Raw genomic sequence first — 15,243 nt, 5'->3', positions numbered from 1 at the left:
AGAGCCATGGCGCGAGTACTGATCCTTCTCGGCGACGCCGCCGAGGAACTCGACTCGATGTATCCGATCTTCCGGCTTCGCGAAGCCGGCCACGAAGCAGTCGTTACCGCTCCGACCACACGTCCGGTCAGACTCGTGATCCACGACTTCGAGCCCGGCTGCGACGCCTACACCGAAAAACCCGGCCGCCTGCTCCCCGTGGACCTCGCCTTCGCCGACGTCAGACCCGAGGACTACGACGCCCTGGTCATCCCCGGCGGCCGAGCACCCGAATACATCCGCATCGACCCCCACGTAGCCCGCATCGTCCCCCACTTCTTCGAACAACACCTACCGGTCGGCACCATCTGCCATGGCCCCCAGGTTCCAGCCGCGCTAGGTCTCCTTCGCGGCCGCATCACAGCTGCCTACCCACCCCTCAAAACCGACATGGAACAAGCCGGTGCCACCTACAAAGACGCCCCCGACGTAGTAGACGGCGCCATGGTCTCCTGCCGAGGCTGGCCCGACCTCCCGCTCTGGTCCCGAGCCTTCCTCGCCCTCCTGTGAGGTCCTTCACAGATCGTCACAGCCGCGCCGGACCCGGGGTCCTGTGGGCATGATCGAAAAGAACAAGAGCAAGAGCAAGAGCAAGGTCTGGTTCGTCACCGGTTCGTCGCGTGGCCTCGGCCGCAACTTCGTCGAGGCCGCCCTGTCCCGTGGCGACAAGGTGGCCGCGACGGCCCGGACCACCGAAAGCCTCGACGACCTGGTTGCCGTGTACGGCGACGCGGTGCTGCCGCTCGCGATGGACGTGACCGACAAGGCGGCCGTCTTCGCGAGCGTGCAGCGGGCCCAGGAGCACTTCGGCCGTCTGGACGTCATCGTGAACAACGCCGGCTACGCCCAGATCGGCGCGATCGAGGAACTGACCGAGCAAGAGCTGCGCGACCAGCTGGAAACCAATGTGTTCGGTGCCGTGTGGGTGATCCAGGCCGCGCTGCCGCACCTGCGGGCGCAAGGCTCGGGACACATCATCCAGCTGTCCTCGGCGGCCGGGCTCATCGCCACGTCACTCGGCGGCGCGTACCACGCCTCCAAGTGGGCCCTCGAGGGCCTGAACGAAGCTCTCGCGAGTGAGGTCGCCGAGTTCGGCGTCAAGGTGACCATCATCGAACCGGGCGGCTTCGCCACCAGGAAGGGCAACAACCCCGATCCCCTCAACAACGGCCACATGGCTGCGACGAACCCGGCGTACGACGGTCTACGCCAACGCCTCGGCGCGTTCGCGGGCAAGCAGCCCGCCGGTGATCCCGAAGCCGCGGCCCAGGCCCTGCTCAAGATCGTCGACTCCGACGCCCCGCCGCTGCGAATCCTGTTCGGCACAGGCTTCTACCCGATGATCCAGCAGGCCTACGCCGACCGCCTCAAGACCTGGGCCGACTGGCAAGACCTCTCCGCCGAAGCGCAGGGCAACTCCTAAGCCACCCCGCCAAAACCTTCACCCACTGCGCAAAAGCCAACACCCCAGCCTCCCGCCACCGCAAGCAGACCCGCAACCCCAGCCCCGCGCAGCAGGGGGTCCGGGGGGCGCAGCCCTCCCGGGGCGGGGTCTGGGGGCTCCGCCCCCAGAAAGCACAAAAGCGATTCCAAGTCCGCGCAGTGTGCGGACAGGAATCGCCTAGAATCGCGCGCCCCCGGCAGGATTCGAACCTGCGCACCCGCCTCCGGAGGGCGGTGCTCTATCCCCTGAGCTACGGGGGCTCAGGAACGAGGTGAACATTAGCAGCATGTTCCTGCCATCTCCGAATTGGGGGCGGCGGGGTGGGGTAGAACTCGGCCATGCGCAAACTGGGGATCGCTTTGGTGGTCGTGCTTGTCGCCGTGATGTGGCCGGCTCAGGCTCATGCTGTCGACGGCTGGCGGGTGGTGGGCTCGGACAATGCCCGGCCGCTGGATGAGGGTCAGGGGCTTGCCACGGTGACGCGTGGCGGCACAACGCAGTACCGGTACACGGGCAGTGCGACCATCCCGCTCGACCTGTTGGTGAACGGGTGGAACCACGTGGGCGACCCCGGTGCGGCGCAGGGCTGGTACGTCGAGCCGTACCAGCGGGACGACCGCGGCGGGAAGTTGTTCCGGGTGCAGTCACCGACCGGGGCGTGGGCCAACTACAAGCACGCGCTGGAGTCGTGGGAGGCGACGAACAACAGTTGGTCGGCGGTGTCGCCGGACACGCGGTGGATGGTGAACGGTGAGTGGGGCACGATGGATAGGCTGCTGGTCTTCCCGATGCCGGGTGTGGGTGCGACGAACCCGAAGCAGAACCTGCCGCTGGCTTCGCGGATCAACCTCGACCACCCGGTGCGCGACGTACAGGGCTGTGACTTCGTGACGGCGACGCGGCTGTTGTGTGCGTCCGACGACCCGGCCGGCACACTCTTCGGTACGACGAAGCCGCTGCTGCAGGTGGACCTGTCGGGACCGGTCGGCGCTGCCGATGTGACCGGGCAGGTGACGTCGCTCGGGCAGTTGCCGCTGCAGAGTGGTTGCACCGGCAACTTCGAGGTCGAGGGCATCGACTACTTCGAGGCGGACGGGACGCTGCGGGTGATCGTGCTGTCCCCGAGCGTCTGCATCACCACCGACAGCAAGACCTACCGCTTCCAGCGCTAGCCGAAGGACGTAAGGGCTCTCCCTGACGGGACCCTGGAACACCGGTGCGGCGGGATCGGACCAGGCCGAACCGGCGTCATAGTGGTTGTAAGTCCAACCACGAAAGGACGTCGGTTCTCATGGCTAGCTCTCTGGTTCGCCCGTCGAACGGTCGCTGGATCGGCGGTGTCTGCGCCGGACTGGCCCGTAGGTTCGGCACCACCCCGAACACGGTGCGGCTGATCTTCGTGATCAGCTGCCTGCTGCCCGGTCCGCAGTTCCTGATCTACATCGCCCTCTGGATCATGATGCCGTCCGAGAAGTACTAATCTGACCCTTCGTGAGAGCAGGAGTGGGTGCGCTGGCCGCGGTACTACTGCTCGCAGGCTGTGGAGTCGGCCCCGCCGCACCGGCGGCGGCCGAGCTCCGCACCACAGCCCCACCCTGGGACGCTCCACGGGACGCGGTCTCCTACATCGACAAGGCCGGTTTCGAGCGGCTACCGCTCGACTTCTCCGGCCCAGCGCCGTACACGCTGCGCCTGAAGGTCACCCTGGACGGCCAGCCGGTCCAGATCCCGGCCGGAATCGGCGTCGACCGCCTCCGCGCCGAACAGGCCGCCGTCCACACCCACACCACCGACGGCCTCGTCTACGTCGAGGCCAAAACCGCCTCCGAGCGCCCGACTCTCGCCCAGTTCTTCACCCTCTGGGGCCTCCGCTACGACGAAAAATGCCTCGCCGATGCGTGCCGTGACCTGAAGATCACCGTCGATGGGCAGCCCGCGCCGTGGGACGTCCCGTTTCGGGGTGGGGCCAAGATCACAGTGAGTGCGGATCGGTGACTCCGTACCGGGCTGTGGATGGTGGTTCCAGCCAACGGACGGTTCGCCATTAGGCTAAGGCGGTGACTCCGGAACAGCTCGCTGAGAAGATCCTGCAGGCCCTGGCCGCGCTCGCCGCCGACGGCGCCATCACCGTCGAGGGCGGACTGCCCGGTGAGCTGAAGGTCGAGCGACCCAAGAACCCCGAGCACGGGGACTACGCGACCAACGTCGCGATGCAGCTGGGCAAGCGGGCGGGGATGAATCCGCGGGCGTTCGCGGAGCTGCTGGCGGCGAAGCTGACCGACGACGAGGTGATCACCGAGGTGTCGATCGCCGGGCCGGGCTTCATCAACATCCGGGTCGCGGCCGATGCCCAGGGCAAGATCGCGCAGGCGATCGTGGACGCGGGCGCGGCGTACGGGTCGAGTGACACGCTGCAGGGCCTCGCGGTGAACCTGGAGTTCATTTCGGCGAACCCGACCGGGCCGCTGCACCTGGGGCACACCCGTTGGGCTGCCGTCGGGGACGCGCTGGCGCGGGTGCTGATCGCGGCCGGCGCGAAGGTGACGCGGGAGTTCTACGTCAACGACCGCGGCAACCAGATGGACAAGTTCGGCGCGAGCCTGAAGGCGGCGGCGCACGGCGAGCCGATCCCCGAGGACGGCTACCACGGGGAGTACATCGGCGAGCTGGCCCGGCGGATCGTCGCCGAGCTGCCGGAGATCCTCGAGCTGCCCGTCGACGAGCAGACGGTCGCGTTCCGCGAGGCGGGGTACGAGCGGCAGCTCAAGGAGCAGCAGGAGCAGCTGGAGCACTTCCGGACCAAGTTCGACGTGTGGATGTCGGAGCGCAGCCTGCACGAGCAGGACGGGGTCGGGCACGCGATCGAGAAGCTGCGTCAGCAGGGGCACCTCTTCGAGGCCGACGACGCGCTCTGGATGCGGACGACGGACTTCACCGACGACAAGGACCGGGTGCTGATCCGGACCAACGGCGAACCGACGTACTTCGCCTCCGACGCGGCGTACTACGTGAACAAGCGCGAGCGCGGTTTCGAGGTCTGTATCTACCTGCTCGGCGCGGACCACCACGGCTACGTGAACCGGCTGAAGGCGATCGCGGCCTGCGCCGGCGACGACCCCGAGCACAACATCGAGATCCTGATCGGCCAGCTGGTGAAGATCCTCAAGGGCGGCGAGGAGATGCGGCTGTCCAAGCGGGCCGGCACCATCGTCACGCTGGCCGAACTGGTCGAGGAGGGCGGCGTCGACCCGCTGCGCTACACGCTCTGCCGCTACCCGGTCGACTCGCCGCTGACGCTGGACATCGAGGAGATGACCAAGCAGGCCAGCGAGAACCCGGTCTACTACGTGCAGTACGCGCACGCCCGGCTGGCCTCGATCCTGCGCAACGCCGACGAGCTCGGCATCAAGCTGGACGAGTTCGAGCCCGGTCTGCTCAGCCACGAGCGCGAGGGCGACCTGCTCCGCGCGCTGGCCGAGTTCCCGCGGATCGTGGCGACGGCGGCCGAGCTGCGCGAGCCGCACCGGATCGCCCGCTACCTCGAGGACACCGCCGGCGCGTTCCACAAGTTCTACGACAGCTGCCGGGTGCTGCCCCGCGGTGACGAGGAGGTGGAGCCGGTGCACAAGGCTCGCCTGACCCTGGTGTCCGCGACGCGGACCGTGCTCGCCAACGGGCTCGACCTGCTCGGCGTCTCCGCTCCGGAGCGGATGTGAGGGCCCACGAGGCGGGCGCGCTGCACGCCCAGGCCGGCCACCGCGCGCCGCCCTGGCTGAGCGCTCCGCGTGACGTCAACGACTTGGTCCCGCAGCTGTGGTCGTCCACGGCGAAGAAGACCGGCGAGGGTTCGCTGGTCGTCGGCGGTGTCGATGTGCGCGATCTGGTCGCCGAGCACGGCAGCCCGGCGTACGTGCTGGATGAGGACGACTTCCGGACCCGCGCCCGCGCGTTCAAGAACGCGTTCAAGGACTTCGACGTCTATTACGCCGGCAAGGCCTTCCTCAGTACGACGGTCGTCCGCTGGGTGATGGAGGAGGGGCTGAATCTCGACGTCTGCAGCGGCGGCGAACTGGCCGTGGCGCTGAAGGCCGGCGCGGACCCGAAGCGGTTGGGTTTCCACGGCAACAACAAGTCCGAGTCCGAGCTGGCCCGCGCGCTGGACGCCGGGGTCGGCCGGATCATCGCCGACTCGCTCTACGAGATCGACCGGCTGATCGCGCTGGCGCGGGAGCGCGGCGTCGTCGCGCCGGTGATGATCCGGGTCACCGCGGGCGTCGAGGCGCACACCCACGAGTACATCGCGACCGCGCACGAGGACCAGAAGTTCGGCTTCTCGATCACGTCGGGCGCGGCCTTCGAAGCCGTTGCCAAGGTCAACGAAGCGGCCGAGCTCGAGCTGCTCGGCCTGCACTCGCACATCGGTTCGCAGATCTTCGACTCGTCCGGTTTCGAGGTGGCCGCGAAGCGCGTGATCGCCTTGCACGCAAGGGTTTCCGACGAGCTCGGCGTCGACATGCCGGAGATCGACCTCGGTGGTGGTTTCGGCATTGCCTACACCACTCAGGACGACCCGTCCGACCCCGCGCAGCTGGCGACCGAGATGGGCAAGATCGTCGAGCACGAGTGCCGCGCGTTCGGCGTCGACGTTCCGAAGATCTCGATCGAGCCCGGCCGCGCGATCGTCGGCCCGGCGATGTGCACGGTCTACTCGGTCGGCACGGTCAAGGAGGTCGAGCTCGACAACAACGCGGCGCGCACCTACGTCTCGGTCGACGGCGGTATGAGCGACAACATCCGCGCCGCGCTGTACGACGCCGACTACTCCTGCACGCTCGCCAACCGGTACTCCGACGCCCCGCCGACGCTGGCCCGGGTCGTCGGCAAGCACTGCGAGTCCGGTGACATCGTCGTGAAGGACGAGTTCCTTCCGGGCGACGTCGGGCCGGGCGACCTGGTCGCCGTACCGGGGACGGGTGCGTACTGCCGCTCGATGGCGAGCAACTACAACCACGTACCGCGGCCGCCGGTGATCGCGGTCAAGGACGGTCAGACGAGAGTCGTCGTACGCCGGGAGACCGAGGACGACCTGTTGCTGCTGGACATGGGAGTCGAAGGCCAAGTGAGCGAAGCGAACAATCCAATAGAGCCGACTCCCTCGCTCAGTCCGGAGCCGAGCGCTAGCGAGGTGGAGGAATGAGCGACAAACCTCTGAAGGTGGGCCTGCTCGGTTGTGGTGTGGTCGGCACCGAGGTGGTGCGGATCCTGACCGAGCAGGCGGACCATCTGGCGGCCCGTGTCGGCGCCCGGCTGGAGATCGCCGGGATCGCCGTCCGGCGGGCCGGGCGCGAGCGCGATATCGCGGTCGACCCGTCCCTGATCACGACCGACGCGCAAGCGCTGGTCGCCCGCGGCGACCTGGACCTGGTGATCGAGGTGATCGGCGGTCTCGAGCCCGCCCGCAGCCTGATCCTGACGGCGCTGGAGAACGGCGCCTCCGTCGTCACGGCGAACAAGGCGCTGCTGGCCGAGGACGGCCCGACGCTCTTCGCCGCCGCCGAGAAGTACCAGCGCGACCTGTACTTCGAGGCCGCCGTCGCCGGCGCGATCCCGATCCTGCGGCCGCTGCGCGAGTCGCTGGCCGGTGACGACGTGACCCGGGTGATGGGCATCGTCAACGGCACGACGAACTTCATCCTCGACAAGATGGAGTCCACCGGCGCCGGCTTCGACGAGGCGCTCGAAGAGGCCCAGGCCCTCGGGTACGCCGAAGCCGACCCGACCGCGGACATCGAGGGCTTCGACGCGGCCGCCAAGGCCGCTCTGCTGGCCAGCCTGGCCTTCCACACCCGGGTCTCGATCGCCGATGTGCACCGCGAGGGGATCACCGAGGTGACCGCGACCGACATCGCCTCGGCCCGCGAGATGGGCTGTGTGGTGAAGTCGCTGGCCATCTGCGAGCTGGACGAGCTGACCGATTCGGTGAGCGCCCGGGTCTACCCGGCGATGATCCCGAAGACCCATCCGCTGGCCAGTGTCCGGGACGCCTACAACGCCGTTTTCGTGGAATCGAAAGCGGCCGGCGAGCTGATGTTCTATGGTCGTGGTGCCGGCGGCGCCCCGACGGCCAGTGCTGTCCTCGGGGATCTTGTCTCCGCCGCGCGCAACCGGCTCAAGGGTGTGCCGGGGGTCGGCGAGTCGTCGTACACCCAGCGGGCCGTCCGCCCGGTGGGCGAGGCGGTGACCCGCTACCACGTGTCCCTGGACGTCGCCGACAAGGCCGGCGTGCTCGCGGCCGTGGCCCAGGCCTTCGCGGAGCACGACGTGTCGATCCAGACCGTCCGCCAAGAGGGCCGGGGCAGCGACGCCGAGCTCGTCGTGGTCACGCACCGCGCGACCGACGCCGCGTTGTCCGCGACCGTGGAGGCCCTGCGCGACATGGACATCGTCCGGGAAGTCAGCAGTGTGATGCGGGTAGAAGGCGAGTAGAACAATGGCCCACCAGTGGCGAGGCGTGATCGAGGAATACCGCGACCGGCTTCCGGTCTCGACGGACACCCCGGTGGTCACGCTCGGCGAGGGCGGTACGCCGCTGGTGGCCGCGCAGTGGCTGAGCGAGCAGACCAACTGTGAGGTCTGGCTGAAGGTCGAGGGCAACAACCCGACCGGCTCGTTCAAGGACCGCGGGATGACGATGGCGATCTCGCTGGCCGCCCAGGCCGGTGACAAGGCGGTCGTCTGCGCCTCGACCGGGAACACCTCGGCGTCGGCCGCGGCGTACGCCGTCCGGGCCGGAATGCTGCCCCTGGTGCTGATCCCGGCCGGCCGGATCGCGAAGGGCAAGCTGGCCCAGGCCGTCGTCCACGGCGCCAAGCTGGTCTCGATCGACGGCAGCTTCGACGACTGCCTGCGGATCGTTCGCGAGCTCGGCAAGCACTACCCGGTCGCCCTGGTGAACTCGGTGAACCCGGTCCGCCTCGAGGGGCAGAAGACCGCCGCCTTCGAGGTCTGCGACGCGCTCGGCGACGCTCCGGACCTGCACCTGCTGCCGGTCGGCAACGCGGGCAACATCGCGGCCTACTGGAAGGGCTATCAGGAGTACGCGAAGGACAAGCTGGCCACGAAGAAGCCGCAGATGTGGGGCTTCCAGGCCGAGGGCGCGGCGCCGATCGTGCGCCGCGCGATCGTCGAGAAGCCGGACACCGTCGCGACCGCGATCCGGGTCGGCAACCCCGCGTCCTGGACGCTGGCCGAGGCCGCCCGGGACGAGTCCGGCGGCCGGATCGAGATGCTCACCGACCAGCAGATCCTCGCCGCCCAGAGTGCCCTCGCCGCGAACGAAGGTGTCTTCGTCGAGCCCGCCTCCGCGGCCGGTGCCGCGGGGCTGTTGCACGCGAAGGCGCAAGGTTGGCTGCCCGGTGGTTCGACCGTGGTGATCACGGTGACCGGGCATGGTTTGAAGGACATCGACACCGCGCTCGACCACGCCAAGGTGAACGAGTCCCCGGTGACACCCGCTGACACGGATGCCGTCGCTCGCGTTGCCGGTTTGATCTGACATGGGTGATCGTCCGTGTGACCAGGTTCGGGTCCGGGTTCCGGCGACGAGTGCGAACCTCGGTCCCGGCTTCGATGCCTTCGGCCTCGCCCTCACCCTGTACGACGAGTTGGTCGTCACCCCGGGCGGATCCGGGGTGACCGTCCAGGTGAGCGGTTGCGGGGCGGACGACGTACCGCTGGACGAGTCGCACCTCGTGGTTCGGTCGATCCGGTACGGGCTCGAAGCGCTCGGAGTGGAGGTGCCCGGGTTCACGCTGCGGTGTGAGAACCGGATTCCGCACGGGCGTGGGCTCGGGTCGTCGTCGGCCGCGATCGTCGGCGGCCTCGCGGCGGCGTACGGACTGGCGGGTGAGCCGGTGGATCGGGAGCGGCTGCTCCGGATGGCGAACGAGCTCGAGGGACACCCGGACAACGTGGCAGCCGCCGTGTACGGCGGATTCACGGTCGCGTGGCTCGATGGTGAGGACGGGCGGGCCGTGCGGCTGGATCCGGCGGACGGTATTGGCGCGGTCGCGTACGTGCCGTCGACCCGCGTGCTGACGAAAGAAGCACGTGGGTTGCTGCCGAGCGTCGTACCGCATGGTGATGCGGCGGCGAACGCCGGAAAGGCTGCTCTGCTTGTCGTTGCGTTGACGCAGCGGCCCGAGCTGCTGCTGACCGCGACCGAGGATCGGCTGCATCAGGAGTTCCGGGAGCCGGCGATGCCGGAGAGCCTGGCGCTGGTGCACAAGCTGCGGGGGAGCGGGCTGGCCGCGATCGTCAGCGGCGCCGGGCCGACGGTCGTCGTACTCGGAGGTACTGGTTTTCCCCCGCCGCCGGACGGGTGGGAGCGGCACGACCTGACCGTTGACCCAGTCGGCGTACAGGTCTGGTCGATGGAGGCCGGGTGAGTCCGGGAATAGCGGGAAACTGACACGCGTTGAACCCCTGAGCCAGACCGGCGACCCCTCGGGGTGCTAGTCTCGACTCACCCGATCCCCTCCAGGTGATCGGTGAACTCTCGTCACGATCCGGGCTGTGCTCCCGCGTTGTGTGGCGACCCCCCTGTGAACGTGATCTTGCGCCGCCTGCGCCGGGGATGTCCGGGGGGACTCAGATCAGAGCGAGAGTCTCTTGAACCTCACGTGCCACTTCGTTCGGCCGTGGGCATGAAACGGTCGATGGTGCTGTCGCACCTCGACGATCCGTGTGGGAAGGACCTCACGTGACAGAAACTGTTGAAGCCTCCAGCTCCGACGCCGCGGCGACCACCGCGACGCGTCGCCGCAAGGCTGGTGGCGGCCTCGAGGGCATGCTGCTCCCCGAGCTCAAGCAGCTCGCCGGGACGCTCGGCATCAAGGGCACCGGCGCGCTGCGCAAGGGCCAGCTGATCGAGGCGATCAAGGCCGCCCAGCCGGGCGGCTCGACCGGCGGTTCCCGGGCCAAGGCTGCCACCCAGCCGACGCTCGACGAGGCCGCCGACGCGCCGGTGGCGAAGGCTCCGGCCAAGCGCGAGGGCGGCAGCCGCCGGACCCGCGCCGCCGCGGCAGCCACCGAGGCTCCGGTCGCCGAGGCCCCGAAGGTGGCCGAGCAGGCGCCGGCGAAGACCACGGCTCCGGCCGAAGCGAGCACTCCGGCCGCCGAGGCGCCCGCCGTCCAGGCGGCGCAGAACGGCACCGCCGTCGAGGCCCGCACGGAGCAGACCGGCGACCGCGAGCAGAACCGCGAGGGCCGGGACCGCAACCGCGAGAACCAGGGCCGCGACCGGGACCGGAACCGCGATGGCCAGAACCGTGACGGCCAGAACCGCGACAGCCAGAACCGCGATGGCCAGCGCGACGCGAACCGGGAGAACCAGAACCGGGACGGCAACCGCGAGAACCAGGGCCGCGACCGGGACCGGGACCGCAGCAACCCGAACCGCGACGGCCAAGGCCGGGACGGCCAGCGCGACGCGAACCGGGACAGCAACCGGGACGCCGGCCGGGACAACCGGCAGCAGGACCGCCAGCAGGACCGGCAGCAGGAGCAGGGCGGCGAGGAGGGCGACAGCCGCCGGCGCCGCCGCCGGGGCCGCGACCGCGATCGCAACCGCGACGGTCAGCCGGTCACCTCCGGGCGCGACTCGGGCCGGGACTCCGGCCGTGATTCCGGCCGCAACCGCGGCCGTGGCGAGCGGTTCGACCCGGAGCCGACGATCAGCGAGGACGACGTACTGGTCCCCGCCGCCGGCATCCTCGACGTCCTGGACAACTACGCCTTCGTCCGGACCAGCGGCTACCTGCCCGGCCCGAACGACGTGTACGTCGCGCTCTCGATGGTGAAGCGCTACGGCCTGCGCAAGGGCGACGCGATCACCGGTGCGGTGAAGCAGCCGCAGGAGGGTGAGCGCAAGGAGAAGTTCAACCCGCTGGTCCGGATCGATACCGTGAACGGGTCGGACCCGGAGATCGCCAAGCAGCGGCAGGACTTCAACAAGCTGACCCCGCTGTACGCGACCGAGCGGCTCCGCCTCGAGACCGAGCCGGGCGTGCTGACGACCCGGATCGTCGACATCGTCAGCCCGATCGGCAAGGGCCAGCGCGGCCTGATCGTCTCACCGCCGAAGGCCGGTAAGACGATGGTGCTGCAGGCGCTGGCCAACGCGATCACCACGAACAACCCCGAGGTCCACCTCATGGTCGTGCTCGTCGACGAGCGCCCCGAAGAGGTCACCGACATGCAGCGCACGGTCAAGGGTGAGGTCATCGCCTCCACCTTCGACCGCCCGGCCGACGACCACACCACGGTCGCCGAGCTGGCCATCGAGCGCGCCAAGCGGCTGGTCGAGCTCGGCCACGACGTGGTCGTGCTGCTCGACTCGATCACCCGGCTCGGCCGCGCGTACAACATCGCGGCCCCGGCCAGCGGCCGGATCCTGTCCGGTGGTGTCGACTCCTCGGCGCTCTACCCGCCGAAGCGGTTCTTCGGTGCGGCCCGCAACATCGAGGACGGCGGCTCGCTGACCATCCTCGCCACGGCGCTGATCGAGACCGGCTCGAAGATGGACGAGGTGATCTTCGAGGAGTTCAAGGGCACCGGCAACATGGAGCTCCGGCTGCGCCGCGAGTTCGCCGACCGCCGGATCTTCCCGGCCATCGACGTGGTCGCCTCCGGCACTCGCCGCGAGGAGCTGCTGATGAGCAAGGAGGAGACCCAGGTCGTCTGGAAGCTCCGCCGGGTGCTGTCCGCACTCGACGGCCAGGCCGCCCTGGAGCTGCTGATCGGCAAGCTCAAGGAGAGCAAGTCGAACATCGAGTTCCTGATGCAGGTCAACAAGACCACCCCGTCGGCCGGCAGCACCCACAGCACCACCAACGGCGACTAGTACCTGAGTCCAGTGGCTGCTGCCCACCCGCAGCAGCCACTGAACCCACCGTGCGCCGCCACCGAAGCCACCGTGCGAGGGCGTCAAGTCTGCAGGTGAATGTGGGAAGTAGGTTGCCGGTAAAGGTTTTCCAGCGACTCACTTCCCACACTCGACGTGATGTCGACGGGGCGCCCGCCACTGAAGCCACCGTGCGGATGGCTGCTCGTCGCGAGTGAGCCCAGCGTGCGAGTGAGTGTCGAGCGTGTGGAGATTGTCGTTGGTAAGCGCTTGTCGGCGGCACAGTCGGCACACTCGGCGCTTGTACGGCGAGTGGCGCCACCGTGTCGCGCCACTGAAGCCAGCGTGGGGTGGGAATGGCGGCTTGGTGGGGGCGATTGGCCACGGGAGAGTGGCGGATGGCAGAATTGTCTGTTGGTTCCGGTTCACGTTCACGCCGTGGACGACCCGGAGCACCTGATTCCTAGGAGATTGTCTTGAAGAGCGACATCCACCCGACCTACGTGGTCACCAAGGTGACCTGTTCCTGCGGCGCGCAGTTCGAGACGCGCTCCACGGCGGAGAGCGGTTCCATCCACTCCGACGTGTGCTCGCAGTGCCACCCGTTCTACACGGGCAAGCAGAAGATCCTCGACACCGGCGGCCGGGTCGCGCGCTTCGAGAAGCGCTACGCCAAGAAGTAGCTTTCCTACCGCGCGTCGGTCTGCCCCTCACGGGGTGGACCGGCGCGCGGTTTGTGTTGTCAGGGAGTTTCCCGAGAGGAGGAGTGCGGCATGTTCGAGGCGGTTCAGACGCTCAAGGCGGAGTACGCCGAGCTGGAGCGGCAGATGTCCGACCCGGAGCTGCACTCCGACCAGGCGAACGCGCGCCGCGTCGGCAAGCGGTACGCCGGCCTGGCGCCCGTCGTACGGACGTATGACGAGTGGCTGCAGACGGCCGACGACATCGAGGCCGCGAAGGAGCTGGCGGCCGAGGATCCGGCGTTCGCCGAGGAGGCCGTGAAGCTGGCCCACCGGCGTGACGAGCTGGCCGAGAAGCTGCAGATGCTGCTCGTCCCGCGGGACCCGAGCGACGACAAGGACGCGATTCTCGAGATCAAGGCCGGTGAGGGTGGCGACGAGTCGGCGCTGTTCGCCGGGGATCTGCTGAAGATGTACCTGAAGTACGCCGAGTCGCAGAACTGGAAGACCGAGATCATCGACGCGGCCGACTCCGACCTGGGTGGGTACAAGTCGATCACGGTCGCCGTGAAGGCGAAGGGCACGCCGGAGCCGGGCGAGGCGCCGTACGCGAAGCTGAAGTTCGAGGGCGGCGTGCACCGCGTGCAGCGGGTGCCGGTGACCGAGTCGCAGGGCCGGATCCACACGTCGGCGGCCGGTGTCCTGGTGCTGCCGGAGGCCGAGGACGTCGATGTCGAGATCGATCAGAACGACCTGCGGATCGACGTCTTCCGCTCGTCGGGACCGGGTGGGCAGAGCGTCAACACGACCGACTCCGCCGTCCGGATCACCCACCTGCCGACCGGCATCGTGGTCTCGATGCAGAACGAGAAGTCCCAGCTGCAGAACCGCGAGCAGGCGATGCGCGTGCTCCGGTCCCGGCTGCTCGCCGCAGCGCAGGAGGCCGCCGACCAGGAGGCGTCCGACGCTCGCCGGTCGCAGATCCGGACCGTCGACCGCTCGGAGCGCGTCCGCACGTACAACTTCCCGGAGAACCGGTTCTCCGACCACCGGGTCGGCTACAAGGCGCACAATCTCGACCAGGTGCTCGGCGGCGACCTCGCCCCGGTCATCCAGGCGCTGACCGAAGCCGATCTGACCGCACGGCTCGAGGCTGTCGACTCCAAGTGAAGGCGCTGATCACTGCGGCCGCGGACCAACTCCGCGCGGCCGGGGTCGCGTCGCCGGAGTTCGACGCGGCCGAGTTGCTCGCGTTCGTCACCGGTTCATCGCGACTGAACCTGCGCGAGCCTTCTGAGGCTGAGCGTCGTACGTATGACGAGCTGGTCGCCCGCCGCGCGGCTCGGGAGCCCCTACAGCACCTCACCGGTACGGCGGCCTTCCGGTACCGCGAACTGGCCGTTGGACCGGGGGTCTTCGTGCCGCGGCCGGAGACCGAGGTGATGGTCGGCTGGATCCTCGACCGGATCGCCGCGGTGAAGTCCCCGCTGGTGGTTGACCTCTGCTCAGGTTCTGGCGCGATCGCCGGTGCGGTCGCGACTGAGCGGCCGGACGCCGTCGTACATGCTGTCGAGCTGTCGCCCGAGGCGTGTGTCTGGGCCCGCCGCAACCTGGCCGGCACCGGCGCCACCCTGCATGAGGGCGACATCGATGGCTGCCTGCCCGAGCTGGACGGTCTGGTCGATGCTGTGATCAGCAATCCGCCGTACATCCCGTTGACGGCCTGGGAGTCGGTCACCGCCGAGGTCCGCGACCACGATCCGGCGCTGGCGCTGTGGTCGGGCGACGACGGCCTCGACGAGGTGAAGGTGGTTGCTGCTACTGCCGCGCGCCTGCTCAAGCCCGGCGGCTGGTTCGCCTGCGAGCACGCCGACGTCCAAGGTGAGTCGGCGCCGGCGGTCTTCGCCGCCACTGGCTACTTCACCGAAGTGCGGGACAACAAGGACTTGGCCGGCCGCAACAGATTCGCGACCGGCCGCAGAGTCTAGAGAAGGGCGTTCGATCCGAACGCCGCGATTGCCAGAACCAACAGGATTCCCGCGAGCACCAGCTCGGCCCGGGAGCCCTTCACCATCCAGAACGCTCGGATTCGGTCAACGGCGTCGTACAGACTGCTTGTCATCACACACTGCTTTCGCGCGAGGCGGCGGGCGGCTGTGCTGCACCCGCGAACAGAT

At 68.8% G+C, this 15,243-nt stretch carries 15 protein-coding genes and 1 tRNA gene; 14 read left to right on the top strand and 2 right to left on the bottom strand.

The annotated features are described in order from the left end of the window. The first annotated feature begins 6 nt into the window (after positions 1 to 6). Both ABZS29_RS33625 and ABZS29_RS33620 read left to right on the top strand, forming a co-directional pair. Complete coding sequence (locus ABZS29_RS33625) at positions 7 to 549, top strand: DJ-1/PfpI family protein (protein ID WP_355468201.1); 543 nt, start codon at positions 7 to 9, stop codon at positions 547 to 549. 49 nt (positions 550 to 598) lie between these two features. Continuing rightward, on the top strand, positions 599 to 1,462 hold the full coding sequence (locus ABZS29_RS33620; protein WP_355468199.1) for an SDR family NAD(P)-dependent oxidoreductase: 864 nt from the start codon (positions 599 to 601) through the stop codon (positions 1,460 to 1,462). A 209-nt stretch (positions 1,463 to 1,671) separates the two neighbouring features. Here the strand turns inward: ABZS29_RS33620 and ABZS29_RS33615 are convergent. Further along, positions 1,672 to 1,743 (bottom strand) — tRNA-Arg (locus ABZS29_RS33615). 78 nt (positions 1,744 to 1,821) lie between these two features. Between ABZS29_RS33615 and ABZS29_RS33610 the strand changes: the two genes are divergently transcribed. From ABZS29_RS33610 to prmC, 12 genes are all read left to right on the top strand, one after another. Further along, positions 1,822 to 2,655, top strand: a complete 834-nt coding sequence (locus tag ABZS29_RS33610; protein ID WP_355468197.1) for a hypothetical protein — start codon at positions 1,822 to 1,824, stop codon at positions 2,653 to 2,655. Between the two features lie 119 nt (positions 2,656 to 2,774). Further along, positions 2,775 to 2,963, top strand: coding sequence for a PspC domain-containing protein (locus ABZS29_RS33605; protein ID WP_355468196.1), 189 nt, complete (start codon positions 2,775 to 2,777; stop codon positions 2,961 to 2,963). Between the two features lie 11 nt (positions 2,964 to 2,974). Continuing rightward, positions 2,975 to 3,478 carry a hypothetical protein gene (locus tag ABZS29_RS33600; RefSeq protein WP_355468194.1) on the top strand — a complete coding sequence of 168 codons (504 nt, stop codon included), beginning with the start codon at positions 2,975 to 2,977 and terminating at the stop codon, positions 3,476 to 3,478. A gap of 62 nt (positions 3,479 to 3,540) precedes the next feature. Then, on the top strand, positions 3,541 to 5,199 hold the full coding sequence (argS, locus tag ABZS29_RS33595) for an arginine--tRNA ligase (RefSeq protein ID WP_355468192.1): 1,659 nt from the start codon (positions 3,541 to 3,543) through the stop codon (positions 5,197 to 5,199). Next, positions 5,196 to 6,680 carry a diaminopimelate decarboxylase gene (gene lysA / locus ABZS29_RS33590; RefSeq protein ID WP_355468190.1) on the top strand — a complete coding sequence of 495 codons (1,485 nt, stop codon included), beginning with the start codon at positions 5,196 to 5,198 and terminating at the stop codon, positions 6,678 to 6,680. The genes argS and lysA overlap by 4 nt, the downstream gene beginning before the upstream one ends. After that, a complete protein-coding gene (locus tag ABZS29_RS33585) occupies positions 6,677 to 7,969 on the top strand; it encodes a homoserine dehydrogenase (RefSeq protein ID WP_355468188.1) in 1,293 nt (430 codons plus the stop codon). The genes lysA and ABZS29_RS33585 overlap by 4 nt, the downstream gene beginning before the upstream one ends. 4 nt (positions 7,970 to 7,973) lie before the next feature. After that, positions 7,974 to 9,038: a threonine synthase gene (thrC, locus tag ABZS29_RS33580; RefSeq protein WP_355468187.1), complete on the top strand. Its 1,065-nt coding sequence runs from the start codon at positions 7,974 to 7,976 to the stop codon at positions 9,036 to 9,038. Between the two features lies 1 nt (position 9,039). Beyond that, a complete protein-coding gene (thrB, locus tag ABZS29_RS33575; protein ID WP_355468185.1) occupies positions 9,040 to 9,930 on the top strand; it encodes a homoserine kinase in 891 nt (296 codons plus the stop codon). A 314-nt stretch (positions 9,931 to 10,244) separates the two neighbouring features. Next, positions 10,245 to 12,386: a transcription termination factor Rho gene (rho, locus tag ABZS29_RS33570; protein ID WP_355468183.1), complete on the top strand. Its 2,142-nt coding sequence runs from the start codon at positions 10,245 to 10,247 to the stop codon at positions 12,384 to 12,386. A 476-nt stretch (positions 12,387 to 12,862) separates the two neighbouring features. Beyond that, positions 12,863 to 13,069 (top strand): 50S ribosomal protein L31, encoded by a 207-nt coding sequence (gene rpmE, locus ABZS29_RS33565; protein WP_355468181.1) that lies wholly within the window; start codon positions 12,863 to 12,865, stop codon positions 13,067 to 13,069. Between the two features lie 90 nt (positions 13,070 to 13,159). Next, positions 13,160 to 14,236, top strand: coding sequence for a peptide chain release factor 1 (gene prfA / locus ABZS29_RS33560; protein ID WP_355468179.1), 1,077 nt, complete (start codon positions 13,160 to 13,162; stop codon positions 14,234 to 14,236). After that, complete coding sequence (prmC, locus tag ABZS29_RS33555) at positions 14,233 to 15,054, top strand: peptide chain release factor N(5)-glutamine methyltransferase (RefSeq protein WP_355468177.1); 822 nt, start codon at positions 14,233 to 14,235, stop codon at positions 15,052 to 15,054. The genes prfA and prmC overlap by 4 nt, the downstream gene beginning before the upstream one ends. On the opposite strand, the gene ABZS29_RS33550 is transcribed toward prmC, so the two are convergent. Next, the gene (locus tag ABZS29_RS33550; protein WP_355468175.1) at positions 15,051 to 15,188 is read right to left on the bottom strand and encodes a hypothetical protein; all 138 of its coding nucleotides are present in this window, start codon (positions 15,186 to 15,188) and stop codon (positions 15,051 to 15,053) included. The genes prmC and ABZS29_RS33550 overlap by 4 nt on opposite strands. Between the last annotated feature and the right edge of the window lie 55 nt (positions 15,189 to 15,243).

The organism is Kribbella sp. NPDC005582 (genome assembly GCF_040605415.1).
GTDB lineage: Bacteria > Actinomycetota > Actinomycetes > Propionibacteriales > Kribbellaceae > Kribbella.
The sequence above is the reverse complement of the archived record's forward strand: the minus strand, read 5'-3'. Positions and strand labels throughout refer to the sequence as shown.

Bases quoted from the DNA above. Each gene is read 5' to 3' on its own strand.
- ABZS29_RS33585 (WP_355468188.1), top strand. From the start codon at position 6,677: ATGAGCGACAAACCTCTGAAGGTGGGCCTGCTCGGTTGTGGTGTGGTC.
- thrC (WP_355468187.1), top strand. From the start codon at position 7,974: ATGGCCCACCAGTGGCGAGGCGTGATCGAGGAATACCGCGACCGGCTT.
- prfA (WP_355468179.1), top strand. From the start codon at position 13,160: ATGTTCGAGGCGGTTCAGACGCTCAAGGCGGAGTACGCCGAGCTGGAG.
- ABZS29_RS33605 (WP_355468196.1), top strand. From the start codon at position 2,775: ATGGCTAGCTCTCTGGTTCGCCCGTCGAACGGTCGCTGGATCGGCGGT.
- ABZS29_RS33550 (WP_355468175.1), bottom strand. From the start codon at position 15,188: ATGACAAGCAGTCTGTACGACGCCGTTGACCGAATCCGAGCGTTCTGG.
- thrB (WP_355468185.1), top strand. From the start codon at position 9,040: ATGGGTGATCGTCCGTGTGACCAGGTTCGGGTCCGGGTTCCGGCGACG.
- ABZS29_RS33610 (WP_355468197.1), top strand. From the start codon at position 1,822: ATGCGCAAACTGGGGATCGCTTTGGTGGTCGTGCTTGTCGCCGTGATG.
- ABZS29_RS33620 (WP_355468199.1), top strand. From the start codon at position 599: ATGATCGAAAAGAACAAGAGCAAGAGCAAGAGCAAGGTCTGGTTCGTC.
- ABZS29_RS33625 (WP_355468201.1), top strand. From the start codon at position 7: ATGGCGCGAGTACTGATCCTTCTCGGCGACGCCGCCGAGGAACTCGAC.